Source organism: Tractidigestivibacter scatoligenes (assembly GCF_001494635.1).
Taxonomy (GTDB): Bacteria; Actinomycetota; Coriobacteriia; order Coriobacteriales; family Atopobiaceae; genus Tractidigestivibacter; species Tractidigestivibacter scatoligenes.
Map to the genome: position 1 here is coordinate 291,869 of NZ_LOJF01000001.1, position 24,912 is coordinate 316,780.

Genomic DNA, 24,912 nt, shown 5'->3' on the forward strand with positions numbered 1-24,912 from the left:
TCTGGCATACCCTACTCTTTAGTATGGTGCCAAACATTGAACCTCACACGGTCGGTACGGTAGTAGTCACGCGACACCATGATGGTTCTGTCTTCGCCGTCCAACATCCGGTAGGTCACATGCAGCACGGGCTCTCCCTCTTCGAGGGCAAGTCGTGATGCAACCTCGCCTTGTGCGGGGACCACCTCGATGAGCTCGTGCGAGCCGGCGTAGTCCACGCCGTACTCGGAACGCAGCAGGTCGAGCATCGAGCCGGTAAGGTTCTTACGCGCAAGCCGTGGGAAGCGCCTGGGCTCGAGGAAGCCAACCTCAAAGCCAACGGGATCGAAGCCCACGTGACGCAGCCTGCGCACTACAAGCATCCTTTTGGAACCGCCATACCCAAACAGTTCCGCCACGTCAAAGGGGCAGGTCTCGTAGCCAACGTGGAGCACGGCGGTTGCCACGGGGGTGCCGTCTGCCGTGGTTGCATGGGCAAGGCTGGTCTGCTCGCCTACGCCCTTTTCAATTATGTGCTCGGCCGAGGTGACGACCGAGATTTTTCCCATATCCGCCCAATGATCGCTCTCGCGCTGCACGAAATTACCGCCTGCGGCGCCTCGTCGAGTCTGAATGACCCCGCGACTGCGCAGTTCTGCCAGGGCGTCTCGCACCGTTGCTCGAGACACGCAAAGTCGAAGCGCCAGCTCACGCTCAGAGGGGAGACGCCCTTCTGCGGACGTCTCCCCTCGCTCGATGAGCTCGCAGATGTTCTTGATGGTTTGGTCTACCACTTTTCTCATGATGTCCTTGACGAGCCCCCTGCTCGACGGAGTTGCGTCTAAAGGGCGATGTCACCGCGCTCGTTCGTGCGGACGCGAACGGCGTTGTCAACATCGCGGATAAAGATTTTGCCGTCGCCAAAGGTGGAGTTCCCCAGGCGTTCGACCGCCTCGTCGATGATGGGTTCGGCTATGTCATCGGGCACTACCGTGCGAACGCTCGTCTTGGGGAGGAGCATAACGCCCTCGTCATCGTTGCGTGTATATACCTGGCGCTTTCCGTGCTGGTGGCCATAGCCAAATCCTTGGGTAATAAACACGCCGTTGCTCGAGAAGCCAGAAAGAATGGTGATGAGGTTGGGAAGCTTCGACCCATTGATGATGAATTCGATTTCCTTCATGGGAAACCCCTCCCTGGTAGCCGTTGAAGTTGTTTGGCCGAGAATCGCCGTTCTTCTCTGCGTGATGGGATACTCAGCCAAATACATGCAGGTATCTATCGGCGAGGTACATGGTGCCCTCGACCCAGCCGCGGCTCAAGTCCTTCACGGGGTCCGAGTCGCTGTGGCTTGCCAGCCACGCGGTTAGCTGCAGTCTCCGCTGTAGGATGAATGTGTCAATCTCCACGAAGTCCGTATCGGTGAAGGGCATGACCTTGCAGTAGCCGTCATGCCAGGCGTTGATGAGGTCCGGAACAAAGTCTCGGTCCTCGATGAAGGAAATCGACCCTGCAAGGTCGTGGAGATGCCAGCCAAAGCCGCAGTCATCGAAATCGATGACCTTAATCTGACTTTCGTCGACCATCACGTTTGAGCCGCGAAGATCTGCATGGATGAGACCAAAGTTCTCGGGGGCCTTGCCGTAGCGTTCCAGACGGCGCCTGATGATTTTGCAGCAGCGCGTGAGCTCGTCTCGCTGCTCCTCGTTGAAGCCACCGAAGGCTTGCCAGCGGCCCCAGATGGGATGGTCGCCAATCATGGTGTCGTAGTCCCAGTGGGTACGCACAATGTTCTTCGTGCCGTTCCAGATATAGGACTGGCGGTGAAGGTATGCGGTTATCTCGCCCAGCTGCTCGTACTCGTCGGTCGAGTAGCTGTCGTCACCGTTTTCCAACGTCTCGCCCTTCAGGAACTCGGTGACTACACAGGAGTAGTTGCGTCCGTCTGGTCCGGGTACCACTTGGATGTACTTACCATCCCTACCCGTCAGGGGGTTTGCCACTATCAGCGGGGTGTAGTCGTTAATCTGACGGAGCCAGGACATCTCGCCCTCGTATTCCTCGATGGTGTGGTAGCCAGGGCGGCCAATGCGCAGTACGCCGTAAGGCTCGTGGGACTGGGGATCGCGTAGCACGTAGGTGGCGTTCTCCGAGAAGGCAAGGAGCTTTGCCTCGGCACCGTCGTAGGGGTAGTACCTAATGGCCTCATCGGCGACCTGCTGATAGAGGCCCTTGTTTGCGAACGTGCTTGCCATGGCAGCCTCCTAGAGTTCGTTGAGCGAGCGCTCGAGGGCGTTCGCAAAGATGTCGACGTCATCTTCCGAGAAGACCAGGGGCGGCCGCACCTTAAGTACGTTGCCAAACGGTCCGCAGAGCGAGACCAGTACGTGGTGCTCACGCATGAGCTCGACGAGCTTGACGGCGGTGAGGCGGTCGGGCCTCGTGGCGCCGGGGACAACGACCTCGGCTCCGATAAAGAAGCCAGCCCCACGAACGTCGCCAATGCGGCCGGAAGCGGCAGAGGCCTCGACGATGGCTTGCTTGAGGTGCGCTCCCGTGTCGTGCGCATGCTGCAGGAGGTTTTTCTCGCGCAGCTCAGCGAGGGTTGCCTGCGCCGCAGCCATGGCCACAGGGCTTCCGGCGAACGTGTTGAAGTAGGGATAGAGCCGGGCGTATTCATCAATGATCTGGTGCTTCACCGCCATGCCGGAGCAGGGGATGCCGTTTGCCATGGGCTTGCCCATGGTGACCATATCGGGGACGATCCCGTGCCGCTGAAAGCCCCAGAATGCGTCGCCGGTGCGGCAGAAGCCGGGCTGGACCTCGTCGGCAATGTATAGACCGCCCTCGCGGTGGACCAGGTCGACTACGGGCTTAAGGAATCCCGCATCGTCGGGAAACACGCCATCGCTCGAGAAGATTCCGTCAAAGAGCACGCCGGCAAACTTGATGCCGTGACGGCGCATGTCGGAGATCTGCTCAGAAATACGATCACACATCCATCCGCCGATATCTCCCGTCTCCAGGCGGTAGGTGTCGGGTGTAGGGATCATGCGCATGGTGGGGCTCATAGGTACGTTGGGCCCAATGGAGGGGGAGAGGCCCGAGATAAGCGCCGTGTTGCCGTGGTAGGCCTCCTTGGTAACGATGATTCCCTCTCCACCAGAGATGAACTGAGCCAGACGTACGGCCAGGTCGTTGGCCTCGGAGCCCGAGCACATGAACATGATGTTGTCGAGTTCGTCTGGCATGGTCGAGAGCAGGTCCTCGGCGTAGTCGAGGATGTTCTCGTGCACATACCGCGTGTGCGTGTTGAGCGTGGACATCTGATGCGTTACCGCGTCAACAACGCGCTGGTTGCAGTGGCCAACCGAGGGGATGTTGTTGTAGGCGTCGAGGTAGTCTGTGCCATCGGCGTCAAAGACGTGGCTTCCAACGCCGCGCACGAGGTGGAGAGGCCTCTGGTAAAAGAGGCGATAGCAAGGCCCCAGGACGCTCCTGCGGCGTACGAGCTCCTGCATGCTAGGGTCGAGCTCTCCAATGTTTTTCATGCTGAAGCTGTTCGATTCGAGAATCCCGACATTCTCACTCATTGTTGCTCTCCTAGGCTTGTCGTGCGCTGGCCGTACGGGCGGTTCCGTGCCCCTTGGTGCTAGTACTGGAGGTTTCCTTCTGGGGTGCTCATCCAGACGTGCGAGTCCTCTCCGGCGCCACGCCACTTGAAGACGATCATGGCAACCCAGAGGGCTGCGCCAACCGCCATGTAGCCAATGAAGCCAATCCAAGTGGCGGTCCCCACCCCAATCAGGCAGAAGCCAGCAACGGCGATGGAGATGGCGAGCGAGGCGACCTTGAGGCCGTGGCCGCACTTGTAGGGGCGCGGCCACTCGGGGTGATTCCGCTCGAGCCGCAGGGCGGAAATGGAGCTGATGGCGTAGCAGATTGCGCAGGCAAAAGCCATGAGGTCGAAGAACGCCCTGATTGAGGACATGGCGAGAAAACCAATGGAGATGCCAAGAATCAGGATGTTGGGCAGAATCGGCTGGCCCCAGCGGTTGCACTTGGAGAAGACCTTGGGTAGGAAGTTCTGACGACCCATGGCATACATCATGCGGACACCGGAGTACCAGAAGCCCAGGACCGAGGTGAAGATGGGCATGACGACGCCGGTAATCCCAACAAAGACGATGAATGCCTGTACCCAGCCGCCGTTGCCAAAGATTGCGAGAAGCGTCTGGAACGTGATGAACGGCGAGCCGTCAAATGCGTACGTAGACCAATCCATGCAGCCAGCGAGGGCAAGGTAGAAGACGGAGTACACAACGCCGCAGGTAACAACGGAGCCAAGAATGGCCTTCTTCTGCTCTTTTATGGGGAAGTTGCCCTCCTCGACCATTGCGGGGACGCACTCAAAGCCAAAGTACGGAGTGATGAGGTACGCGCATCCAATTACCCAGCCAATGCCCAGTCCATAGTCGGCGGCGTTGGTGTTTGCGAAGAAGTTCGAGAAGTTTGCAAGAGACCAGTGCCCACTAAAGAACAGCAAGAGCGCCGTGACCATGACGCCGCCGATTGCCGTGAAGAGCATGACGGTCTGCAGGCGTCCAGCGACGACATTCTTGCCGAGCGAGATCACGCACCAAATGCAGAGGACAGCGGCGCCGATGAGCACCTGTGTGGAGTCTCCCAGGCTGTTCCCAAGGAACTGGAAATCGAGCCAATCGAGAATGCCCAGGACGCCTGCGGCTGGTACGGCTAGCCATGCGCACATGATGAGCCATGCCGACCAGAAGCCTGCATGCTTGTTGATGCCGACGGTGTTGAAGACGAGACACGAGCCAGTGGAGGGAAGCATCGTGGAAAGCTCTGAGTAGACAAATCCGATGGGCAACACCATGAGGGTCATGAGGGCAAAGCCCAGAAACGTTGCGGGGCCGCAATAGGACATGAAGATGCCGTCCCAATAGCACATGAAGGTGAAGATGGCACCCGTTGCTAGCGTGTAGACGTACAGGAGCTTGAGGGTGCGATGGAGTCCGTTGACCGGCTTCTGCTTATCGACTTGGGCTTGCGGGACCGATGCTGTTGTGGGGGTTGCGCCAATTGTCGCCATGTTGTCCTCCGTTCGCCAAAATTCGGTGGATGGCTGCATTAAGCGCTCCAGACGTTTCTATACGGGAGCGACTTTCGTTTCCTATCGATGAATAGGCTATGTTCGTGCGGAAACAGACCATTGAGCAAACCATTAAGGTGCCATTTGGCTAAGCCTCGTTCAGAAAAGGGGCGCAGGGCAGCCTGTGCCCTGCGTCCCCGCATACCCTCTGCTACGAGACTGTCTACTGGCCCATAGACGTGGTCTCGGGTAGCGTCGATCCGCCGTCGATGACGGCCTGGATTCCTGTGAGATAGCTGGCATCATCGGATGCGAGAAACGCGCAGAGCTTACCGCACTCCTCGGGGGTGCCAAGGCGCCCAAGGGGGACTGCGGAGGCTATTGCTCTAATTGCTCGTTCGGGGTCATCTGGGTCTGACTGCTTCGCCATGCCCTCGACGAGCGGCGTGCGCACATAGCCGGGGCAAATGCAGTTTACGCGGATGTTCTTGGGGGCGAGCTCGCGTGCAAGCGCCTTGGTGAAGCCTACGAGTGCCGCCTTGGTGGTCGCGTAGGCGACCTCGCCGGGATCGGCAACCATGTCGCCGGTTACAGAGCTCGTGATGACAATGGCGCCGCCGCCAGCCTTGACGATGAACGGCGCCACGGCCTTGCAGGCGTTCCAGACGCCTTTGATATTGATGTCGATGTGCGAGTCACGCCAGGTGTCGCTGCCGGTAAGAAAGTCATCGAGTACGCAAATCCCGGCGTTGCAGTCGAGGATGTCAACGTGGCCGTATGCTTCTTCGGCCGTCTCGGCCATACGTGCACAGTCGTCGTAGCTGCTTACGTCACAGCGAACGCCCGTTACATCGAAGCCGGCCTCGCGCAGCTTGGCAGCAAAGCCGAGGACTTCCTCCCCGCGCGCAGCAGCCACAACCTTAGCGCCTTCCTGCGCAAATACCGTAGCGATGCCGCTCCCGATGCCCTTAGATGCCCCCGTAACAACCGCGACCTTTCCGTCGAGCCTACCCATGCTCTTCTCCTTTCCTTGGCGCGACTCTCTCGCCAGCAAGTAGAACGCGCTATGGGAACGGCGGTCTTTCTCATGCGTTGCCCATTGGTAAACAGATTCTCAGGTGGCATGAAGCGCGACCGAAGGCTACCGGCTTCGGGTGTCCGTGGTACACTCGCTTAGCATGGGCGATTGGCGCAGTGGCTAGCGCAGGTGCCTTACACGCACAAGGTCGGCGGTTCGAATCCGTCATCGCCCACCATGGAGAAGACCGGGGCCGGTCGGCGTGAGCCGGCTGGCCCCGTTGCATGAGCGCCGGCGGTCGAGCGTCGGCAGACGGGAGACACCATGTCCCAGGAGAGCGCCGCCCAGCCCGAGCGCAGCTTTGGCAGGTCTGTTGCCGAGATGCGCCCGGTCAAGCTGACCCCCGGCATCATGAAGAACGCCGATGGCTCGTGCCTGGCCGAGTTTGGTGACACGCGCGTGCTCTGCGCGGCGACCATTGCAGACGGCGTGCCCAAGTGGCGCGGCGCGAGCAAGGATGGCTGGGTCACGGCGGAGTATGCCATGCTCCCTGCGTCTACCAACCGCCGTACACCGCGTGAGTACAAGGGTCGCAAGGGTCGCTCGATGGAGATCGAGCGCCTGGTGGGGCGCTCGCTGCGAGCCGTGTGCGACCTTCGCCACCTCGGTGAGTTCACGGTGACCGTGGACTGCGACGTCATTCAGGCAGATGGCGGAACCCGTACGGCATCCGTCACCGGTGCCTGGGTGGCGCTCTACGAGGCGCTCGTCGCCGCGCGCGAGAAGGGCCGCATCAAGCGCGTTCCCCTCACGGGGCAGGTCGCCGCCATCTCGATGGGCGTCGTGCGTGGCGTCGAGCTTCTCGACCTCGACTATCCCGAGGATTCGCATGCAGACGTGGACATGAACCTCGTGGGCTCCTCGGATGGCCGCATTGTGGAGGTCCAGGGTACCGGCGAGCGTGCGACGTTCGACCGCGAGCAGCTGGGGCGCCTGCTTGACCTTGGCCAGAAGGGCATCGACCAGCTCCTCCAGATTCAGCGCGAGGTCACGGGATTTGAGGCGTAGCGCCAGCAACGACGGGACCGCGCGCATCGAAAGGACAACGACAATGGCAAAGATTGACATCAACGGCCTTGATCCCTCGCGTACCGTGGTGGTGGCCACGGGCAACCCGCACAAGGTAACCGAGATCGAGGCGATTCTCTCAAAGGCCCTTCCTGACGTGCGTTTTGTTGCCCTGGGCGAGCTTGGAGACTTCCCCGATCCCGTCGAGAACGGCGCGGACTTCTTCGAGAACGCCCTCATCAAAGCCCGGGCGGCTGTTGCCGAGACGGGCCTTCCCATGGCGATTGCCGACGACTCGGGGCTCTGCGTGGACGCGCTTGACGGAGCGCCTGGGATTTTCTCGGCGCGCTGGGCCGGCGAGCATGGTAACGACGACGCCAACAACGACAAGCTCGAGCGCCTCATGGCAGACGTCCCCGACGAGAAGCGCGGTGCGCGCTTCCACTCCACTGTCGTTCTCGTCCGTGGTGACGAGGTTCTGCGCGGAGATGGTGACTGCGAGGGAACGATTGGCCACGAGCGCCGTGGGGGCAACGGCTTTGGGTACGACCCGTTGTTCCTGCCAGCGGATACCCCGGGAAAGACGATGGCCGAGCTTTCACCTGCCGAGAAGAACGCCATCTCGCACCGGTTCCACGCGCTGGAGGACCTGGCTGCCAAGCTGTAGCCCGGTGGATGTTGACGGTGCATTCGCGTAGTCTTTGGGTTTGAGGGCGCCGTCTCGTCTCGCACAGGTAAAATGAAGCTGTCCGGAGCGCGTGCCCCGGGTCGCCATGGACGGGCAGGGGCCTCGACGTGGCGGATCCTTCTCATAGCAATCGCGACCTCGCCCTGGTGGCCGCACACGTCAAACGTGGCTTGCATGCCACGGGCGGGTGCCACGAGGGTCGCCCGCTTGCAGAAGGAGGAATCGTCATGAGAGTCATTCGCACCAAGGATTACCGGGACATGAGCCGCAAGGCGGCGAACGTTATCTCTGCTCAGGTGATTCTCAAGCCCAACAGCGTTCTTGGCCTTGCTACCGGCACCACGCCCATTGGCACCTACGAGCAGCTTGCCGAGTGGAACCGCAAGGGAGACTGTGACTTCTCGCAGGTCACTACCTACAACCTGGACGAGTACCGCGGCCTTACGCACGAAGACCCGCAGAGCTACCACTACTTCATGCGCCAGAACTTCTTTGACAAGATCAACATCGACCTTGCCAACACGTTTGTGCCCGACGGCGCTAACCCCAACGCGGACGAGGCCTGCTCCGAGTACGACCGCATGGTACGTGACGCGGGCTATCCCGACCTGCAGCTCCTTGGCATTGGCCGCAACGGCCACATTGGCTTTAACGAGCCGGACGATCACTTCTCAAAGGGCACGCACTGCGTGAACCTTACCGAGAGTACCATCCAGGCAAACAGCCGTCTCTTCGACAATGCGGACGACGTGCCTCGCCAGGCGTACACCATGGGTGTGCAGACCATCATGTACGCGCGCAGCATTCTCATCCTGGCGTCTGGTCCCGAGAAGGCCCAGGCCGTCTACGACATGTGCTTTGGCCCCGTTACCCCGCAGTGCCCGGCGTCCATCCTGCAGCTGCACACCAGCTGCACCGTGATTGCGGACGAGGCGGCCCTGGCGCTCTGCCCCGAGGCGTAGACGCGGATCTGGCCATACGGTACCGCTGGTAAACGGCTTGCGCCCCATCGAAGGGCTGCAATTAAGTTGCAGCTTTGCTGGGGGGCCTCCGCACTGCAACTAAGCCACAGTTTTGGTGGGGAGGGGCCCGCCCCCGGCGCACAGCCCTGCCCCCGGAGCGTGCCCCTTCTCGGCAGCCGGCCTACGCCAGGACCGTGAGCTCCTTGGGATACGAGTTGAGCACCTCGCAGCCATCCTCGGTCACGATGACCAGGTCCTCGATGCGCACGCCCACGTCACCCGGCAGGTAGATGCCCGGCTCGATGGAGAAGCACTGGCCGGGGCGCACGGGCTCGTCGTGTACGGACGAGACGTCGCCCGGCTCGTGGTCTTCGAGGCCAATCTGGTGCCCCAGCCGGTGCGTGAAGTACTGTCCCCAGCCTGCATCCTCAATGATCGTACGTGCGGCACGGTCTATCTCGGCAAACGTGACCCCTGGCCGCACGATGGCCTCGGCCGCCTCGTTTGCGCGGCGAACACACTCGTAGACCGCCCGCTGGTGTTCGGTGGACTCGCCGTAGAAGAACGAGCGCGTCATGTCCGAGCAGTACATGTCCCGCCGGCAGCCCACGTCGAAGAGAACGACGTCGCCCTTGGCAAGGACGGTGCCGTCGGGAGAGTGGTGTGGGTCTGCCGCGTTTGCCCCAAAGCTCACGATGGGTGCGAAGGAGTGGTCCTGCGCGCCAAGCGAGCGATAGACGTCGAGAAGCCCTCCGGCAATCTCCTGTTCGGTCACGCCCTCGTGAACCTGGGCAGCAAGCCACTCCATGGCCTTGTCGTTGGTGCGCGAGGCGGCGCGCATGAGTTCCTGCTCCTCCGGAGACTTCACAGAGCGGGCGTTGTCCACGGCTGTGGATCCAAGCTTAAACGCGGATGCAGCGCCAGCCTCTTGGAGCGGGACCAGCCAACGAGCGGCGAGCTTCTTGTCAACGCCGAGCGGCGCGCCGTGGTCTGTGACTGCGGCGACCATGGGCACGGGATCCTCGGTGTCGTCAAAAGTGCGGATGTCTTCGCACGCCGCGGAGGCATCCGGGAAGAGGCGGTTGGCAAAGAGCGTCGAGGCTCCGCTTGCGCTGAGATAGAGCCCCAGGAAGCGCTCATAGGGCTCGGTGTAGTAGCCCGTGAGGTAGTAGATCGACATGGGGTCCGAAATTAGTGCCTGCGTTAGTCCCATGCCCTGCAGGTTCTCGATTACCTGTGCCCTTCTCGTCTCGTCCATTGCGTCCTCCTTAGTCGATGACGCCGGAAGTGTAGCACCTGGCGCGAAAGGCGAAGCGGGTCCCGCCAATCCGCAGGTCAACCCGTGTTCTTGTCGTGCTCTTTTCTTGCCCAACTGCAGGAACAGCGTTACTTATGGGTATTATCAGACTTTGTGTAAACGATACTTGGGCCAGCTGTGGCCTGTTGGGAGTCTCATGGAGAACGACATTCCGCCTGTTAACCGCATCGACCAGATTCGCGACGAGCTTAAGGCCCTCGAGGGCCAGCGTGTGAAGGTCCGCGCCAACATGGGCCGCTCGCGCATCGTCGAGCGCGCGGGTACCTTGGTTCACGTGCACCCGTCCCTGTTCGTGATTGAGGTCGAGGAGCGCCGCGGCCGGAAGGCGCGCCAGTCCTACCAGTACGTCGACGTGCTTACCGGCACCGTCGAGCTCTACGACATGAACACCGGTGAGCGCCTGCTCGACTACACGGCCGACCTCCCCGAAGAGTAGTCTCGCCGGAGGCCGCATGCCGCGCTCGTGCCGACAGATTGTCCATGCGCCCTGCAAGGTCAACTTGCACCTGGGCATTTATGCTGAGAAGGACGCGCGTGGCTACCACCGCGTCGATTCGGTCATGGTACCGGTTGGCCTTGGCAACACCATCACTATCGAGCCTGCGGATGAGACCAGCGTTTTGTTCGAACCGGCGCTAGACGGCCCCGCGCGGCGCAACGCCACCCAGCGGGCGATCGGGCTTCTCTCGCAGGAACTGGGCGTCGACGAGTGCGTTTCCGTTTGCATTGAGCGGCAAATTCCCAGCGGAGGAGGCCTTGGTAGTTCCTCGGCAGACGCCGGCTCCGTCCTGCGTGCCCTTGCGGAGCGTTGGGGTGTCGACCCGCTTGACCGGCGCGTTGTTGGCGTGGCGCGACGCGTGGGTGCGGACGTGGCATTTTTCCTCAATCCGGTGCCGTCGCTTCTGAGGGGAGCAGGCGATACGCTGGAGAAGACGTTTCCCGCGCTTGTCGGGGTGCCCCTTGCGCTGGTAATGCCCCCTGGGTGCGCCAGCTCAACGCGCGAGGTGTACGAGGAGTTCGACCGCGATCCTGCCTTGCCCAGCAGCTGCGATGCACTGTGCGATGCCCTTGCGCTGCGCGATGTCCAAGGCGCCGCGGCGCACCTTTACAACAACCTTGCTCCGGCGGCGCTTCGCCTGCAGCCCGTCATGGGAGAGCCAGCCGCTTGGCTTTCGCGACAGCCGGGCGTGATGGCATCGCAGATAACGGGCTCCGGTTCCTGCTCGTTTGCCATCTGCGAAACTACTTCCGTGGCCGAGCGTATTGCACGTGCTGCGGAAAATGAGCACGGATGGTGGGCAAAGGCTGTGTTTACGGTTGGTTTGGACGGCCAAGTCTGCTAAAGTGTCGTCTGCTAACGGGACGTGGCTCAGCTTGGTAGAGCGCTCGGTTCGGGACCGAGAGGTCGCTGGTTCAAATCCAGTCGTCCCGACCATCTAAACTGCAGCCCAGGAGCGTGTGCTCCTGGGCTTTTGCTTTTCGAAAGGCACACAGCAGAGTCTTTCTTAGCGGATGGGATTGCCCGCTGGCGATTCTCGAAGCCGCCTGTGCCCAAAATTTGCGGTTGCCGGCCCTTTTTGGGCGAATCGCCGAGTACGAAGACTCTAACCTTTTGCGGAACCGCAGGTAGGTAAATGGCACCAGCGGGGTGATACTAAGCGTAACCCCTATTTTTTACCGGCAACCGCAAATTTTGTGCAGTGTGCCCATGGCCGGCGGTTACGGCCCGTCCCCAAACGCTCGCGTAATTACGCTTCCCAGAGATATTGCCGCAGGTCAACCTTGCCGTTTGGGAGAAACCCCACGCCTTCGGCCTCGAGCATCCTTTGCTGTTCGTCGGCACCGCCAAACGCAAAGCCGGGCGCTAGGCTGCCGTCGGCGAATACGATCCTGTGGCAGGGAACTCCACCCTTCATGCCAGGGCTTGAGTGCATGGCAAACCCCACGTAGCGCGCCTTTCTCGGCTCACCCATCATGCGTGCTACCTGCCCGTACGTGGCAACACGGCCTTTAGGCACCTGCCGCACGATGTTGTATGCCCGCTGGAAGAAGTCTCCGTCTGTCATCGCGTGTTCCGTTTCGCTCGACACCCGCCATTCTCAGAGCATACGCGAAAGTGAGCATGAAAGCCTACTCGCCTTCGGGCGTCTGTCCCTCTGGGAGCGTCTGTACGCGCAGGAAGAAGTAGAGCAGGTGGCATACCCACACAACGGCGAGAATGGCGCGACCCACCGGTACCTTGCTCATCAGCGCAAACCCAATCCCCATTACGAGGGTGACGGTTCCCACGACCCTGAGCTTGTCCGACATTGTCATGGCCCCGCGGCTCACAAACCCCTCGAGGAGCTTCTCGTAGAGACTTGTACCAGTAAACCAGTCATGCAGACGCTCGGAGCCTTTGGCAAAGCAGAAGACCGTCGCCATGTAAAAGGGGACCGTAGGCAGAATTGGCAGTACGACGCCGATGGTGCCGAGCCCAAGGCACTCGCAGCCCAGCGCAATCCAAGGTCCTCTCGTGAGCTTTCCGCGCGCTGCCATCGCCCGTCTCCTGTGTTCGTGTCGTATATTGTTAACCGATTCTAACATTGAGAAGACGTGCTATGATATCTGGTTTTTGCACAGCTGCGGTGGAGATTGGCCGGTGTCCGTCCATCTCGGTGTACATTCGACGGCGGCCGCAAGAAGGCGGCGGGCGACTCATGGAAGGGACAGCATGGCCTACGACCTCATAGCCTTTGACATGGACGGAACGCTTCTTGACACCCAGAAGCACATACTTCCCTCAACGCTCGAGGCCATACGCGCAGCAACCAATGCAGGCAAGGCAGTTGCCATTGCGACGGGGCGTAGCCCAAGCCTGATGCTTCCTTACCGCGAGCAGCTTCCGGATGTGTCCTATGTCATATGCACGAGCGGCGCCCAAGTCCTTGACCTGCGGCAGGACCGCCTGCTTGTCGAGCACAACTTTGATCCCGCGGTGATCCCGCAGCTTCTTGAGACGCACCGTGGCAAGGACGTTATGCTCGAGGTCTTCTCGGGCACGGAAGCATACTATCCCGCAGGCAGCTTTGATCGCCTCGAGCGCTATGGCCTCGGAGAATTCCACGACACGTTTGTGCGGGCGTGCCACGAAGTTGAGGATATCGAGGGATGGGTTCTTGGACATGCTGCCAGCATCGCCAAGTACATCGTGCACCCGGTGGTGGGCGAGGGCGCGCAGGACGTCTTGAAGCGCGTTCTTGATCGCAGGATTCCCGTTGAAGCTGTCTTTAGCCTGGCAGATTCCCTTGAGTTCTCGCCCAAGGGCGTGAGCAAGGGCTCTGCCCTTAAGGACCTCGGCAGGATTCTCGACATTCCTGTTGAGAAGTGCATTGCCGTGGGCGACTCGGGCAACGACCTCGACATGCTGCGTGTGGCAGGGCTGGGCGTTGCCATGGGGAACGCCCAGGACGAGGTGAAAAATGTCGCCAACGCAGTGGTTGCCGACAACGACCACGACGGTTGTGCCGAGGTGGTCTATAAGTACCTGCTGAAATGAGACAAAGGGACAGTCCCTTTGTCTTATTTGCTTCTGCGCGAGTGGCTTAGCAGTAGCCAGGCGTCTGCGATGATTTGCGCGTGATCGAAGGCGAGCCCGTCTCCGCGCACGTCGCGTGAGCGCGGGATGCCCGTCACGGGGCCAGCCTCCACAGCAAAGCTGCTGGTCAGCGTTGTGCCGTTGGCGGTAAGCGAGAGACGCGTGCGGCCGTCCTTCTCCGTTGCCGCAACGTCGAACCAGGCTGCGGCGGCTGCGTCGTCTCCGGCATGCGCGGTTGCGCCAAGGTCATCTACGGCGATGTGCGCCTGCGATATGGTCCATCCGCGCGGGTCTCGGCCGGGCGTGCTGTAGAGCCCCACCGGCTCGAGCGCGAGCCCCTCCACGCCAGTCTCCTCGAGCAGCTCACGCTTGGAGGCTTCGAGCGCCGTCTCCCCCGGGCTCACAAAGCCGCCCGGAAGCGCCCAGCACCCCAGGAACGGGTGACCGCCCCGGCGAATGAGCAGCAGCTTGAGGGCGCCATCGGGCCCAACGCGGAAGATGCAGTTGTCTGCCGTGAGCGACGGGCGAGGGTAGTCCTTGGGGCTGTAGCTTGCCAGGAACTCCTCCTCGGTGAGGCCGTTCTTGTCCCTTAGTGGTTCAGACATATTGGTCGCGCTTCCTTTCTGGGAAAAAGGCCGGGCGCCCGCGCTGGGTACCCGGCCTCATGCTACCGCGACGGGATGCCTCCCGTTCGCTCGCCCGCTACACGCCCCAGGCGCGTTCCACGTCTGCCGCGAGTACAATGGGCGCTCCGGCACATGCCAGGTGCCCATCCTGCACCGTGACGGTCGAACCGTCGATGAGGTTCTCGTACGCGCCGTCGGGAAGCGGTACCTCCACCCTTGCCGGGCGAGACTTGAGCGAGAAGACGCCAACCTTGCGCCTGCCCTCGTGCTCACGACGCAGAATGGCAATGTCGTTCTCGTCATCTGACGCCACGAAGAAGGCGTCGTCTGCGTCAAGCTCCGTATGCTTGATATCGGCCATGCGACGCATGAGGTCGGAAAGGTCGATTCCGGTGTTCCAATCGACGGTGTCGCGGTCGAAGAGGCTCGGAAGGTGCGAGCAGGCAGCCTCCTGGCCGGCGTAGACAAGCGTGGTTCCCTTCTTGAAGTAGACCATCGCCGTGTAGTTGCGCAGGTCGGACTCGCTCTTCACGTAGGAGGCAATGCGCGGCACGTCGTGGTTCTCGAGAAAGCGCAGCTTGTCGTAGTTCTGCGGGTAGAGGTTCTCCTGGAAGTCGAGAAGGTCGAGGTAGCACGAGAGGGGAACCTCACCCTTGAGGTAGCGCTCGAAGGCCTCCTGGACGTCGTACTCGTACTCCATGTCAAAGGCCTCGAAGGCCTCGGAGTCGCGAGCGCAGGTCATGCCCGCCGCGCGGCATGCGGCGCCAAACGAGCGGTGGACCGTCTCGGCCAACCACAGGCATCCGGGGCGCACCTTCGCCACCTCGGCGCGAGCGCGCTTCCAGAACTCCACGGGCACAAAGGAGGCGACGTCGCAGCGGAAGCCGTCGACGATGCGGGCCCACTGGCACAGGGTCTCAATCTGGTAGTCCCAGAGCGCCGAGACGTTGTAGTCGAGGTCGATGACGTCGGACCAATCGCCCACGTGGTTGCCGGGTTTGCCGTCGGGCTTGCGGAAGAAGAACTCCGGGTGCTCCTCAAAGAGGACCGAATCGGGGGAGGTGTGGTTGTATACCACGTCGATCATGCACTTCATGCCCTCGGCGTGGATGGCGTCCACCAGTGCACGGAAGTCCTCCATGGTGCCGTACTCGGGGTTGACCGTCCGGTAGTCGCGGTTTGCGTAGGGGCTTCCGAGCGTTCCCTTGCGGTTCTTCTCGCCAATGGGATGGATGGGCATGAGCCATACGACGTCGGTTCCCAACGCGTGAATGCGAGGCAGGTCGGGAATCACGGCACGAAACGTGCCCTCGGGCGTGTGATTGCGCACAAAGACGGAGTAGATAACGAGGCTGCGAATGGATGTGCAGGTGTCCTGTGCCATGTGGGTCCCTTCTCGGCAGATGCCGGTTAGTGAGGTCGATGCACATGGTGGACCATCGCGGCAAGGGACGCAATACTTGTTTAAACAAGGCAACGCGTTCGGGGGGCGCAATCGGCGGCCGGCACAACCGCGTCTACTTCACAACAACGGCGCCCTCGGGCAGCGTCAGCTCAGCGTCCGTGGCGACAAGCACGTTGTTGCCGCGCTCCTCGGGCTTGTCCGGCCACTCGGGCACATAGGCAACGTGTGCAAACTTCGCCGAGAAGGCCCGCTCAACCTCATCAAGGATGCGCGCGTGGCGACCCTGGGCGGAGCATCGCAGGTTGGCGAGATACACCCCGCCGGGCGCGAGCTTGGTGCGGATGAGCTGCGCACCCTCGTCTGTCCCCAGCTGGCCGAGCGGGTGGTTGCCCGAGAACGCATCGTTCACGATGACGTCATAGGGCCTCTCGGCGCGACGCAGGTAGTCCCAGCCGTCATCGTTTACAAGCGAGATGCGCCCTGCGCCGTACTTTTCGATGAGGTCGTCGAGGAAGAAGCGCTCTCGGGCAATTACGGTGACGCGCGGATCTATCTCCACAACATCGACGTGGAGCTTGGGCCGGTGTGCCACGAGCCACTTGGGCAGAGAATAGCCGCCGCCGCCAATGACCAGCGCGCGCGTGGCGTTCGGCAGGTCGTAGCAGACTTCCGCCATGGTTCGGTGGTACACGCAAGCGAGCTCGAAGTGCAGGTCGTCGGGTAGGTAGCAGACGCTCTGGAAGGTTCCGTTCACGTTGAGGAGGCGAACGGGGGTGCCGTCGTCGTCGGCCGCCTCAAAGATGAGAGCAGGGCCAAACTTGGTACGGCGCATCTCAACCCCGCGCCGCTTAAGCAGCCACGGCAGCGCCAAGACAATGGCAAAGAGAACCCAGGAGATGACGATCACGACGATGAGCCAGGTAGGCATGTGCGCTCCTAACGAGGTAGTTTGCAGCGGGGGCGGACAGCACAGGGGCCTATACCCAAACTCCCAGTTTATATTGTGAGTAGGAAACATCCTCGGCTATACTAGCGGATGCGGCAGCACGCAAAGTGTGCTCGCCTCATTCATCCACATCTAGGAGGACCTCACCATGATTCTTGGACTTGGCATTCCCGAGCTGCTCATCATCGTTGTCGTTGTGCTGATCATCTTTGGGCCCAAGAACCTCCCCAAGCTCGGCTCCGCTCTTGGCAAGACCGTCAAGAACGTGCGCGAGGGCATGGAGGAGGGCGACGACAAGGACTCCAAGAAGGTCGAGGAGCCCAAGGAGGACGAGGCCGAGGAGGTCGTCGCTGACGAGGACGACGCCGACGTTGAGGATGCCCCCGCCGAGAAGGCCAAGGAGGACGTCCAGTTCTGCCCCAAGTGCGGTACCGAGAACGCCGCCGACGCCGCCTTCTGCAAGAAGTGTGGCGCCAAGCTGGGCGAGTAACCCAGGCGCCCGGGGTACGTCCTTCCCACGCACTACGAGGAAAGCAGAGTCATGGATAACAGCAAGGAAATCACTCTTACCGCCGAAGGCCGCCAGAAGCTTGTTGACGAGCTTGCGTACCGCGAGGGCGAGCTTCGCGACGAGATCGTTGAGCGCCTGAAGGAGGCTCGTTCCTTCGGTGACCTCTCGGAGAACTCCGAGTACGATGCCGCCAAGGAGGAGCAGTCCCAGAACGAGTCGAAGATTGCCGAGATTCGCCAGACGCTCTCCGTGGCCAGGGTCGTTGCGGATGCGCAGCACGGTGGCATTAGGGTCTCCATTGGCACCACCGTCGAGCTTGAGGACGAGCGCGGCAAGAAGACCAAGTTCACTATCGTTGGCACTACCGAGACCAACTCGCTCGAGCACAAGATTTCGAACGAGTCCCCCGCGGGCCAGGCACTTATCGGCTGCGGCAAGGGTGACCAGGTGGAGTTCACCACGCCCGCCGGCAAGACCAAGAGCTACACGATCGTGAACATTACTCGCTAACCTCCGTGAGACAAAGGGACAGTCCCTTTGTCTCATCCCGCGAGCACAGAGCGACTTGGGCCCCTCCCCGGAGGGGCCTTTTCGTGAGACAAAGGGACTGTCCCTTTGTCTCATCCGTCAAAACGCTACAGTACAATGGTTTGCGCTATGGCCGCTAAACGCCGGCCAGGCACGAGAAGGCAATGCGCACCGACGGGCGCGCGCGAGTACGAGGAGCAGCAATGGCCGACCAGTCCAAGATGGGCGAGAACAACACCAATGACGAGAGAGCCCAGCGCCGCGCTCGTCGTCAGGCACTCATCGATGCGGGCGTGAACCCCTATCCCATTGCAAGCGAGGTCACGGCCCATGCAGCCCAACTCGAGAAGGACTACGCAAGCCTCCCCGAGGGCGAGGACACCCAAGACGTTGTCTCTGTTGCCGGTCGCATCCGCGCGCTCCGCCGTCAGGGCAAGGTGGCCTTTATCGTCCTCGAGGACGTCACCGGCCAGATTCAGCTCTTCTGCCGCGTGAATGACCTCGGCGAGGAGGGCTGGGCGCTTCTCCGCCAGCTTGACCTCGGTGACATCGTTAACGCCACTGGCCGCGTACTACGCACCCGTCGCGGCCAGCTTTCCATTGCGCCTACCAAGGTCGTGCTGCTCTCCAAGTCCCTGCGCCCACTGCCCGAGAAGTTCCACGGTCTCACCGACCGCGAGGTTCGCTACCGCCAGCGTTACGTCGACCTCATCATGAACCCCGAGGTCCGCGACGTGTTCCGCAAGCGCAGCGCCATCATCAGCCTGATTCGCCGCTACATGGAGGCCGACGGCTACATGGAGGTCGAGACCCCCATGATGCACGCCATTCTCGGCGGCGCCAACGCGAAGCCCTTCGTCACGCACTTCAACGCTCTTGACCGTGACTTCTACCTGCGCATTGCCACCGAGCTGCCGCTCAAGCGCCTCATTGTGGGCGGTATGGAGCGCGTGTTTGAGATTGGCCGCCAGTTCCGCAACGAGGGCATGGACCTCACGCACAACCCCGAGTTCACCTCGATGGAGGCGTACTGCGCCTATTCCGACCTCGACGGCATGAAGCGCCTCACCGAGGGCCTCTTCAAGGCCATCGCACGCGAGGTCTGTGGCTGCGAGGAGGGCCATGAGGTCATCTCGTACCAGGGTCAGCAGGTGGACATGAGCGGCACCTGGCGCTCCGTGCCCCTCTCGGAGGTCGCCTCGCAGGTGGTGGGCGAGCACGTGGACATGGACACGCCCATCGAGCACCTGCGCGAGCTCTGCCGCGCCAACGGCATCGAGGCCGAGGACGGCTGGGGCGCCGGCAAGCTCCTCTTCGAGCTCTACGACGAGCTGGGCGAGTCCACGCTGGTAGACCCCACGTTTGTCTGCGACTACCCCGAGGAGGTCAGCCCGCTGGCCAAGCGCAAGGCCGACGACCCGCGTCTCACGGACCGCTTCGAGCTCGTAATCTGCGGCCACGAGTACGCCAACGCCTTCTCCGAGCTCAACGACCCCGTCGACCAGGCCGGCCGCTTTGCGGAGCAGGTTGCGGCAAAGGGCATGGGCGACGACGAGGCCATGGGCTACGACTACGACTACGTGCGCGCGCTCGAGTACGGCATGCCTCCCGCGGGCGGAATTGGCTACGGCATCGACCGCATGATCATGCTCTTCTGCGACCAGCCCGCCATTCGCGACGTGCTGCTCTTCCCGCAGATGAAGCCCGAGGTTGTCACTCGTGCGGACATTGCCTCGCAGCTCCCCGAGAAGACCGACAACGCCGCTGCGTCCGTGGACGTAATCGCGGACGACGCCGAGAATGGCGCTGCCAACGAGGCCGCACGCGACGCCTCGGCGCCTGCCCTCTCGACCGGCCTCACGCGCGACCAGGCGTTCGCCCTGCTCGAGCGCTACAACAAGGATCCTTTCCACATCCAGCACGCCGAGACCCTCGAGGGCCTCATGCGCTATTACGCCGAGAAGTACGATCCGGCAAACGTCGATTTCTGGGGCCAGGTGGGGCTTCTCCACGACCTTGACTGGGAGGAGTTCCAGGACCCGATCAATCACACGGTGAAGGCCGGCGAGCTCATCGAGGCCGAGGGCGGAACGCCCGAGTTGGTGCACGCCATCCAGACGCATAACTCCGACAACAACCCCGAGCTTCCCCAGCCCGAGTCCAAGATGGAGCGCGTGCTCTATGCCGCCGACGAGCTCAGTGGCCTCATCCAGGCCGCCATTCTCATGCGCCCCAGCAAGTCGGTCATGGACCTCGAAGTCAAGTCGCTCAAGAAGAAGTTCAAGGACAAGCGCTTTGCCGCAGGCTGCAGCCGCGACGTCATCCGACACGGCGCCGAGCTCAACGACATGGAGCTCGATGACCTGTTCGCGAGCATGATCGAGGCCATGCGCGCCATCGCGCCGGACCGCGACGAGTGGCTCAAGAGCCACCCCGAGCAATAGCGTACGTTTTGTCCGCGTGTTTGCCCGCTCCCGCGCGTGGGTACACACAGACCCAAGAAGACGGCGCGGGGAACGCAACCCTGCGCGCGGGCCATCTGGTCCGCGCGTTTCTTGTCGACCCGCATGGCATTGAGGAGACGTCAGCGCATGTTCGAAAAATTCACTGACAGGGCGAGGAAGGTCATGAGCCTGGCCCAGGACGAGGCGAGAAACCTCGGCCAGATGTACGTGGGTACGGAGCACCTGCTCCTGGCCCTCATTAAGGAGGGCGACGGCGTTGCCGCGCAGGCGCTCGCAAAGCTCGACGTCACGTATGACGAGACGCTCGCGACGGTAAAGCAGCTCTCCCAGGACGAGACGGAGCCCGTTCCCGGTGGCCACATCCCCTTCACGCCTCGCACCAAGCGCGTGCTCGAGGCCGCCTATCGCGAGACCATGACGCACGGCCAGACCTACATCGCCACCGAGCACCTGCTCCTGGGCATTGTGTCCGAAGGCAATGGTCGCGCCATGGACGCTCTGCGCGCCATGGGCGTCTCTGGGGATGCCGTGCGCAATGCGGTGAACGAGCTTGTCTCTAAGGGCACCGAGGAGGAGGGCCAGCCCGCGGCTGAGGTTCGTATGGACCCCAGCACCTTCATGGGTATGGGTGGCCAGCCTTCCTCGGACGATGGCTCCATGCTCGAGAAGTACGGTCGCAACCTCACCAAGCTTGCCGAGTCGGGCAAGCTCGACCCGGTCCTCGATCGCGACCGCGAGATTGAGCGCGTCATGCAGGTGCTTGCGCGCAGGCAGAAGAACAACCCGCTCATCCTGGGCGACCCCGGCGTTGGCAAGACGGCCATCGTCGAGGGCCTGGCGCAGCTCATCTCGGCCGGCAACGTGCCCGACATCCTGCGTGGCAAGCAGATCTGGACGCTCGACGTGGCGTCGCTCGTTGCGGGTTCCAAGTACCGCGGCGAGTTCGAGGAGCGCATGAAGAAGGTTGTCGCCGAGCTTGAGGACAACCCCAATGACATCCTCTTCATCGACGAAATCCATACGATCATCGGGGCGGGCTCGGCCGAGGGCTCCATTGATGCGGCGTCCATTCTGAAGCCGCCTCTCTCGCGTGGCGAGATCCAGGTCATTGGCGCCACTACGGCCGAGGAGTACCGCAAGCACATCGAGAAGGACTCTGCCTTCGAGCGCAGGTTCCAGCCAGTCTACATCGGCGAGCCTAGCCCCGAGGACGCCCTCGAAATCCTGCATGGGCTGCAGAGCCGCTACGAGGAGCATCACCACGTCCACTACACCGAGGCGGCCTTGAAGGCGGCCGTCACCCTTGCCGACCGCTACATTCAGGACCGCTTCCTGCCTGACAAGGCCATCGACGTTATCGACGAAGCGGGTGCGCGCACGCGCGTGCACAAGACCACGCTGCCCCCCGAGATTGCCCAGGTCGACTCTGACCTCGCCCGCGTGAGGGACGAGAAGGCCAAGGCCGCCGCCGCCCAGGAGTTCGAGGATGCCGCGCGCCTGCGCGACCAGGAGAAGGAGCTTGTTGCCAAGCGCGACGAGCTCGAGAGCGCCTGGCGCGAGAAGCTCGCCCAGAACGTGGTGACCGTGGACGAGAACGACATCGCCGACGTGGTCTCGAGCATCACCGGCGTGCCCGTCTCCAACCTCACCGAGGCGGAGGCATCCAAGCTCCTTCGCTGCGAGGATGTTCTCCACCAGCGCGTCATTGGGCAGGACGAGGCCGTGACCAAGGTTGCCCGCGCCATCAGGCGCAGCCGCTCGCCGCTCAAGGACCCGCGTCGCCCCGGTGGCTCGTTCATCTTCCTCGGGCCTTCTGGCGTGGGCAAGACCGAGCTTGCCAAGGCGCTGGCAGAGTTCCTCTTTGGCTCCGAAGAGGCGCTTATCACCTTTGACATGTCCGAGTTCATGGAGAAGCACACCGTCTCCAAGCTCGTTGGTGCCCCTCCGGGATACGTGGGCTACGACGAGGGCGGCGAGCTTACCAAGGCCGTGCGCAGGCGTCCGTACTCGGTGGTTCTCTTCGACGAGATCGAGAAGGCCCACCCAGACGTCTTCAACGTACTGCTCCAGATTCTGGACGAGGGCAGGCTCACCGATGGCCAGGGCCGTCATGTTGACTTCTCCAACACGGTTATCATCATGACCTCCAACATCGGCGCGCGCGACATCGCGCAGACCACCACGATGGGCTTCTCGGCATCGGGAGCCTCGGGCCTCTCGGACAAGGAGATCACAAGCCGCGTGACCTCCGAGCTCAAGAAGCTCTTCCGTCCCGAGTTCCTCAACCGCGTGGACGAGATCGTGGTCTTCAAGTCGCTTACGGGCGACCAGCTCCGCGGCATCGTGGAGCTTATGGTCTCCGACCTGCGCGATCGTCTCATTGCCAACGGTATGTCGATCAACCTTACCGACGCTGCCCGCGACCTTGTGGCCAAGCGCGGAACCGACCCAATCTACGGTGCGCGCCCGCTTCGTCGCGCCATCCAGACCCTCATCGAGGACCCGCTCTCCGAGGAGCTCCTGGAGGGCAAGTGGCAGCGCGGCGACATCATTGAGGTGGACGCAAACGGTGATGAGCTTGTCTTCTCCAAGGGGACGGGCGAGATTCCTGCGCCGCGCAAGCACGAGCACATGGAGCTGCCCTCGGCGCGTGACCGCTGGTCCGTTGACGCCGACACGCACCCGTCGCCACAGGAGGGTGGGCTTGCTGCGTCTGGCGCGTAGGCTCAAGGCGTAAGTGCCTAAGCGCCCCCGCTCGTCATATACTGCTTCTAGGTTTGAGATTTCTCCGGCCCGCCTCGCGCGGGCCGGCTTGTCCGAGGAGGCGCCATGGATCCTGCCGAGCTAGACAAAGGGGCCCTCACAACCCAGCAGCGCATCGACAGCGCCATTAAGATGACGGCGCCGGGAACAGCGCTGCGCGTGGCTCTTGACATGATCATTGCCGGTCACCTGGGCGCTCTCATCTGCGTTGGCGATACGGAGAACGTGCTTGCCGCCGGGGACGACGGCTTTGCCATGGACGTCTCGTTCACTGCAAACCGCCTGTTTGAGCTCTGCAAGATGGACGGCGCGGTCATCATTGACAAGGACCTCACCAAGATCCTGCGGGCAAACTACCACCTCAACCCCGATCCATCGCTGCCAACCACCGAGACGGGCACGCGTCACCGCACGGCGGCGCGCATGAGCCTGCTCACCAAAGCCATGGTCATCTCGGTTTCCGAGCGTCGCTCGGTGGTGAACGTCTACGTGGATGGCCATGGCTTCCAGCTGCGTCCTGTGGCCGAGATCATGTCCACCGTGAACCAGCTCACTGCCGCCATGCAAAACACCCGCTCGCAACTTGACCGCAGCCTGCAGCACCTCACGAGCCTTGAGCTTGACAACTTCGTCACGCTCGGTGATATCACGAACATCTTCTACCTGTTCGAGGTGCTCATGTCCGCCGGCGATGAGCTCGACCGCTGCATTGTCCAGCTGGGCACCTCCGGCCGCATCACCGAGATGCAGCGCGAGGAGTTCCTGGGGGACATGGACGAGACATACAACCTCATGATCCGTGACTACGCAAAGGACTCCTCCGAGGAGCACGCTCGTGCCATCCGCAAGCAGTTCCACGAGATGGCCAACCCGCAGCTGCGCTCGCCAAAGGTGGTCGCGCGCATCCTTGGCTACGACGACTATGGTGAGGACACCATCATGACCCCGCTTGGCCTGCGCACCCTCTCGCGCGTCTCTGTGGTTCGCGAGGGCATGGCCGACAAGATCGTGGACGAGTATGGCTCGCTCCAGGAGATTCTGGAGGCCGCCGAGGACGATTCCTCCAAGCTGGGCGAGATTGGCGTCAAGAACCCGGATGCGCTGGCAAACAGCCTGCATCGCATGTGGGGACAGAGCGAATGAGTGCCCCCGAGACATGCGCCTGCGCCGACGCTGCGCGCGTGGGCAAGGAGGACAACCAGCCCGATACCGTGGCGATTATCGTTGCCGGTGGCACGGGCGAGCGCTTTGGCGACCCGCGCGGCAAGCAGTTTGTGGACCTCTGCGGGCTGCCGCTCATGTGCTGGCCTCTTCTCGCCTTTGACCACGCGCCATCGGTTGGCCACATCGTGGTGGTGTGCGCGCCGGATCGCGTGGACACGGTGCGCGATGAGGTCCTCTCGCGTGTGACCCTGCTCACGCCCGTTACCCTTGCCGCATCTGGCGAGACACGCCAGCAGTCCGTTGCGCATGGCCTTGCCGCCATGCCGCGCGGGTACGACTTTGTGGCCGTTCACGACGCGGCGCGCCCGCTCATCGAGACAGAGGTCATCGAGGGCGTTATTGCCTGCGTGCGAGAAGACCCTAAGCTTGCGGGCGCCATCTGCGCCACGCGCTCGGTGGACACGCTCAAGCTGGTCGAGGATGGCGTGATTATCGCCACGCCAGACCGTTCCTTCTACTGGGCCGCCCAGACGCCGCAGGTGTTTCGCACCCGCGCACTCACCTCGGCGTACAAGTCCGCTGCCTGGGAGGGCTACCAGGGAACTGACGACGCCTCCCTCGTGGAGCGCCACGGTGGGAAGGTTCGCTGTTACGACTCCCCGCGCGACAACATCAAGGTCACGGTGCCGGAAGACTTGGCCATCGCATGCACGGCGCTCGAGCAGCGACTGCTGATGTAGGCCTGGCTTCTCGCTGCTACCGCGGTGGGCGCTGTGGTGAC

At 62.2% G+C, this 24,912-nt stretch carries 24 protein-coding genes and 2 tRNA genes; 14 read left to right on the forward strand and 12 right to left on the reverse strand.

Going from position 1 to position 24,912, the window contains the following annotated elements; all coding sequences use genetic code 11:
- Positions 1–11: 11 nt before the first annotated feature.
- From AUL39_RS01240 to ucpA, 6 genes are all read right to left on the reverse strand, one after another.
- Complete coding sequence (locus AUL39_RS01240; RefSeq protein WP_082667167.1) at positions 12–782, reverse strand: GntR family transcriptional regulator; 771 nt, start codon at positions 780–782, stop codon at positions 12–14.
- A gap of 38 nt (positions 783–820) precedes the next feature.
- On the reverse strand, positions 821–1,162 hold the full coding sequence (locus tag AUL39_RS01245; protein WP_059052830.1) for a P-II family nitrogen regulator: 342 nt from the start codon (positions 1,160–1,162) through the stop codon (positions 821–823).
- Positions 1,163–1,235: 73 nt separating this feature from the next.
- Entirely contained in the window at positions 1,236–2,234 is a 999-nt protein-coding gene (locus AUL39_RS01250; protein ID WP_059052832.1) for a phosphotransferase enzyme family protein, read from the reverse strand.
- A gap of 9 nt (positions 2,235–2,243) precedes the next feature.
- Positions 2,244–3,572 carry an aspartate aminotransferase family protein gene (locus AUL39_RS01255; protein WP_059052835.1) on the reverse strand — a complete coding sequence of 443 codons (1,329 nt, stop codon included), beginning with the start codon at positions 3,570–3,572 and terminating at the stop codon, positions 2,244–2,246.
- A gap of 59 nt (positions 3,573–3,631) precedes the next feature.
- Positions 3,632–5,092, reverse strand: a complete 1,461-nt coding sequence (locus tag AUL39_RS01260; RefSeq protein WP_059052836.1) for an APC family permease — start codon at positions 5,090–5,092, stop codon at positions 3,632–3,634.
- A gap of 223 nt (positions 5,093–5,315) precedes the next feature.
- Complete coding sequence (gene ucpA, locus AUL39_RS01265) at positions 5,316–6,107, reverse strand: SDR family oxidoreductase UcpA (RefSeq protein WP_059052838.1); 792 nt, start codon at positions 6,105–6,107, stop codon at positions 5,316–5,318.
- 165 nt (positions 6,108–6,272) lie between these two features.
- Between ucpA and AUL39_RS01270 the strand changes: the two genes are divergently transcribed.
- From AUL39_RS01270 to nagB, 4 genes are all read left to right on the forward strand, one after another.
- A tRNA-Val gene (locus AUL39_RS01270) sits at positions 6,273–6,348 on the forward strand.
- An 86-nt stretch (positions 6,349–6,434) separates the two neighbouring features.
- Positions 6,435–7,178, forward strand: a complete 744-nt coding sequence (gene rph, locus AUL39_RS01275) for a ribonuclease PH (protein WP_059052840.1) — start codon at positions 6,435–6,437, stop codon at positions 7,176–7,178.
- A 43-nt stretch (positions 7,179–7,221) separates the two neighbouring features.
- Positions 7,222–7,845, forward strand: a complete 624-nt coding sequence (gene rdgB, locus AUL39_RS01280) for an RdgB/HAM1 family non-canonical purine NTP pyrophosphatase (protein WP_059052842.1) — start codon at positions 7,222–7,224, stop codon at positions 7,843–7,845.
- Between the two features lie 248 nt (positions 7,846–8,093).
- Positions 8,094–8,828 (forward strand): glucosamine-6-phosphate deaminase, encoded by a 735-nt coding sequence (nagB, locus tag AUL39_RS01285; RefSeq protein WP_059052844.1) that lies wholly within the window; start codon positions 8,094–8,096, stop codon positions 8,826–8,828.
- Between the two features lie 181 nt (positions 8,829–9,009).
- On the opposite strand, the gene AUL39_RS01290 is transcribed toward nagB, so the two are convergent.
- Positions 9,010–10,086, reverse strand: a complete 1,077-nt coding sequence (locus AUL39_RS01290; protein WP_059052846.1) for a M24 family metallopeptidase — start codon at positions 10,084–10,086, stop codon at positions 9,010–9,012.
- 196 nt (positions 10,087–10,282) lie between these two features.
- Between AUL39_RS01290 and AUL39_RS01295 the strand changes: the two genes are divergently transcribed.
- From AUL39_RS01295 to AUL39_RS01305, 3 genes are all read left to right on the forward strand, one after another.
- Positions 10,283–10,582: a Veg family protein gene (locus tag AUL39_RS01295; protein WP_059052848.1), complete on the forward strand. Its 300-nt coding sequence runs from the start codon at positions 10,283–10,285 to the stop codon at positions 10,580–10,582.
- A 16-nt stretch (positions 10,583–10,598) separates the two neighbouring features.
- The gene (locus tag AUL39_RS01300) at positions 10,599–11,489 is read left to right on the forward strand and encodes a 4-(cytidine 5'-diphospho)-2-C-methyl-D-erythritol kinase (RefSeq protein ID WP_059052850.1); all 891 of its coding nucleotides are present in this window, start codon (positions 10,599–10,601) and stop codon (positions 11,487–11,489) included.
- Between the two features lie 15 nt (positions 11,490–11,504).
- Positions 11,505–11,581: transfer RNA gene (locus tag AUL39_RS01305), tRNA-Pro, on the forward strand.
- 313 nt (positions 11,582–11,894) lie between these two features.
- Here AUL39_RS01305 and AUL39_RS01310 read toward each other — a convergent pair.
- Together AUL39_RS01310 and AUL39_RS01315 are read right to left on the reverse strand one after the other, a co-directional pair.
- Positions 11,895–12,212: an MGMT family protein gene (locus AUL39_RS01310; RefSeq protein WP_059052852.1), complete on the reverse strand. Its 318-nt coding sequence runs from the start codon at positions 12,210–12,212 to the stop codon at positions 11,895–11,897.
- 64 nt (positions 12,213–12,276) lie between these two features.
- Positions 12,277–12,684 (reverse strand): YbaN family protein, encoded by a 408-nt coding sequence (locus AUL39_RS01315; protein WP_059052854.1) that lies wholly within the window; start codon positions 12,682–12,684, stop codon positions 12,277–12,279.
- A 175-nt stretch (positions 12,685–12,859) separates the two neighbouring features.
- Between AUL39_RS01315 and AUL39_RS01320 the strand changes: the two genes are divergently transcribed.
- On the forward strand, positions 12,860–13,684 hold the full coding sequence (locus AUL39_RS01320) for a Cof-type HAD-IIB family hydrolase (protein ID WP_059052856.1): 825 nt from the start codon (positions 12,860–12,862) through the stop codon (positions 13,682–13,684).
- A gap of 23 nt (positions 13,685–13,707) precedes the next feature.
- On the opposite strand, the gene AUL39_RS01325 is transcribed toward AUL39_RS01320, so the two are convergent.
- From AUL39_RS01325 to AUL39_RS01335, 3 genes are all read right to left on the reverse strand, one after another.
- Entirely contained in the window at positions 13,708–14,328 is a 621-nt protein-coding gene (locus AUL39_RS01325) for an NUDIX domain-containing protein (protein ID WP_059052858.1), read from the reverse strand.
- A gap of 97 nt (positions 14,329–14,425) precedes the next feature.
- Positions 14,426–15,733, reverse strand: coding sequence for an alpha-amylase family glycosyl hydrolase (locus AUL39_RS01330; protein ID WP_059052859.1), 1,308 nt, complete (start codon positions 15,731–15,733; stop codon positions 14,426–14,428).
- Positions 15,734–15,866: 133 nt separating this feature from the next.
- The gene (locus AUL39_RS01335) at positions 15,867–16,682 is read right to left on the reverse strand and encodes a spermidine synthase (protein WP_059052861.1); all 816 of its coding nucleotides are present in this window, start codon (positions 16,680–16,682) and stop codon (positions 15,867–15,869) included.
- 166 nt (positions 16,683–16,848) lie between these two features.
- On the opposite strand from AUL39_RS01335, the gene tatA reads away from it, so the two are divergent.
- The 6 genes from tatA (at position 16,849) to ispD (ending at position 24,871) form a co-directional block, all read left to right on the forward strand.
- Positions 16,849–17,190: a twin-arginine translocase TatA/TatE family subunit gene (gene tatA / locus AUL39_RS01340; protein ID WP_059052864.1), complete on the forward strand. Its 342-nt coding sequence runs from the start codon at positions 16,849–16,851 to the stop codon at positions 17,188–17,190.
- Positions 17,191–17,241: 51 nt separating this feature from the next.
- Positions 17,242–17,721, forward strand: coding sequence for a transcription elongation factor GreA (greA, locus tag AUL39_RS01345; protein WP_059052865.1), 480 nt, complete (start codon positions 17,242–17,244; stop codon positions 17,719–17,721).
- Positions 17,722–17,942: 221 nt separating this feature from the next.
- The gene (gene lysS, locus AUL39_RS01350; RefSeq protein WP_059052867.1) at positions 17,943–20,183 is read left to right on the forward strand and encodes a lysine--tRNA ligase; all 2,241 of its coding nucleotides are present in this window, start codon (positions 17,943–17,945) and stop codon (positions 20,181–20,183) included.
- 147 nt (positions 20,184–20,330) lie between these two features.
- On the forward strand, positions 20,331–22,928 hold the full coding sequence (locus AUL39_RS01355) for an ATP-dependent Clp protease ATP-binding subunit (protein ID WP_059052869.1): 2,598 nt from the start codon (positions 20,331–20,333) through the stop codon (positions 22,926–22,928).
- A gap of 105 nt (positions 22,929–23,033) precedes the next feature.
- Positions 23,034–24,110 carry a DNA integrity scanning diadenylate cyclase DisA gene (disA, locus tag AUL39_RS01360; RefSeq protein WP_059052871.1) on the forward strand — a complete coding sequence of 359 codons (1,077 nt, stop codon included), beginning with the start codon at positions 23,034–23,036 and terminating at the stop codon, positions 24,108–24,110.
- The gene (gene ispD / locus AUL39_RS01365; RefSeq protein ID WP_082667170.1) at positions 24,107–24,871 is read left to right on the forward strand and encodes a 2-C-methyl-D-erythritol 4-phosphate cytidylyltransferase; all 765 of its coding nucleotides are present in this window, start codon (positions 24,107–24,109) and stop codon (positions 24,869–24,871) included. The genes disA and ispD overlap by 4 nt, the downstream gene beginning before the upstream one ends.
- Positions 24,872–24,912: the final 41 nt, after the last annotated feature.

Coding starts and splice junctions, on each gene's coding strand:
- tatA (WP_059052864.1), top strand. CDS start 16,849: ATGATTCTTGGACTTGGCATTCCCGAGCTGCTCATCATCGTTGTCGTT.
- AUL39_RS01260 (WP_059052836.1), bottom strand. CDS start 5,092: ATGGCGACAATTGGCGCAACCCCCACAACAGCATCGGTCCCGCAAGCC.
- nagB (WP_059052844.1), top strand. CDS start 8,094: ATGAGAGTCATTCGCACCAAGGATTACCGGGACATGAGCCGCAAGGCG.
- AUL39_RS01300 (WP_059052850.1), top strand. CDS start 10,599: ATGCCGCGCTCGTGCCGACAGATTGTCCATGCGCCCTGCAAGGTCAAC.
- AUL39_RS01295 (WP_059052848.1), top strand. CDS start 10,283: ATGGAGAACGACATTCCGCCTGTTAACCGCATCGACCAGATTCGCGAC.
- AUL39_RS01290 (WP_059052846.1), bottom strand. CDS start 10,086: ATGGACGAGACGAGAAGGGCACAGGTAATCGAGAACCTGCAGGGCATG.
- rph (WP_059052840.1), top strand. CDS start 6,435: ATGTCCCAGGAGAGCGCCGCCCAGCCCGAGCGCAGCTTTGGCAGGTCT.
- AUL39_RS01335 (WP_059052861.1), bottom strand. CDS start 16,682: ATGCCTACCTGGCTCATCGTCGTGATCGTCATCTCCTGGGTTCTCTTT.
- greA (WP_059052865.1), top strand. CDS start 17,242: ATGGATAACAGCAAGGAAATCACTCTTACCGCCGAAGGCCGCCAGAAG.
- disA (WP_059052871.1), top strand. CDS start 23,034: ATGGATCCTGCCGAGCTAGACAAAGGGGCCCTCACAACCCAGCAGCGC.
- AUL39_RS01330 (WP_059052859.1), bottom strand. CDS start 15,733: ATGGCACAGGACACCTGCACATCCATTCGCAGCCTCGTTATCTACTCC.
- AUL39_RS01255 (WP_059052835.1), bottom strand. CDS start 3,572: ATGAGTGAGAATGTCGGGATTCTCGAATCGAACAGCTTCAGCATGAAA.
- AUL39_RS01250 (WP_059052832.1), bottom strand. CDS start 2,234: ATGGCAAGCACGTTCGCAAACAAGGGCCTCTATCAGCAGGTCGCCGAT.
- AUL39_RS01240 (WP_082667167.1), bottom strand. CDS start 782: ATGAGAAAAGTGGTAGACCAAACCATCAAGAACATCTGCGAGCTCATC.
- ucpA (WP_059052838.1), bottom strand. CDS start 6,107: ATGGGTAGGCTCGACGGAAAGGTCGCGGTTGTTACGGGGGCATCTAAG.
- lysS (WP_059052867.1), top strand. CDS start 17,943: ATGGCCGACCAGTCCAAGATGGGCGAGAACAACACCAATGACGAGAGA.
- AUL39_RS01315 (WP_059052854.1), bottom strand. CDS start 12,684: ATGGCAGCGCGCGGAAAGCTCACGAGAGGACCTTGGATTGCGCTGGGC.
- rdgB (WP_059052842.1), top strand. CDS start 7,222: ATGGCAAAGATTGACATCAACGGCCTTGATCCCTCGCGTACCGTGGTG.
- AUL39_RS01320 (WP_059052856.1), top strand. CDS start 12,860: ATGGCCTACGACCTCATAGCCTTTGACATGGACGGAACGCTTCTTGAC.
- ispD (WP_082667170.1), top strand. CDS start 24,107: ATGAGTGCCCCCGAGACATGCGCCTGCGCCGACGCTGCGCGCGTGGGC.
- AUL39_RS01355 (WP_059052869.1), top strand. CDS start 20,331: ATGTTCGAAAAATTCACTGACAGGGCGAGGAAGGTCATGAGCCTGGCC.
- AUL39_RS01310 (WP_059052852.1), bottom strand. CDS start 12,212: ATGACAGACGGAGACTTCTTCCAGCGGGCATACAACATCGTGCGGCAG.
- AUL39_RS01245 (WP_059052830.1), bottom strand. CDS start 1,162: ATGAAGGAAATCGAATTCATCATCAATGGGTCGAAGCTTCCCAACCTC.
- AUL39_RS01325 (WP_059052858.1), bottom strand. CDS start 14,328: ATGTCTGAACCACTAAGGGACAAGAACGGCCTCACCGAGGAGGAGTTC.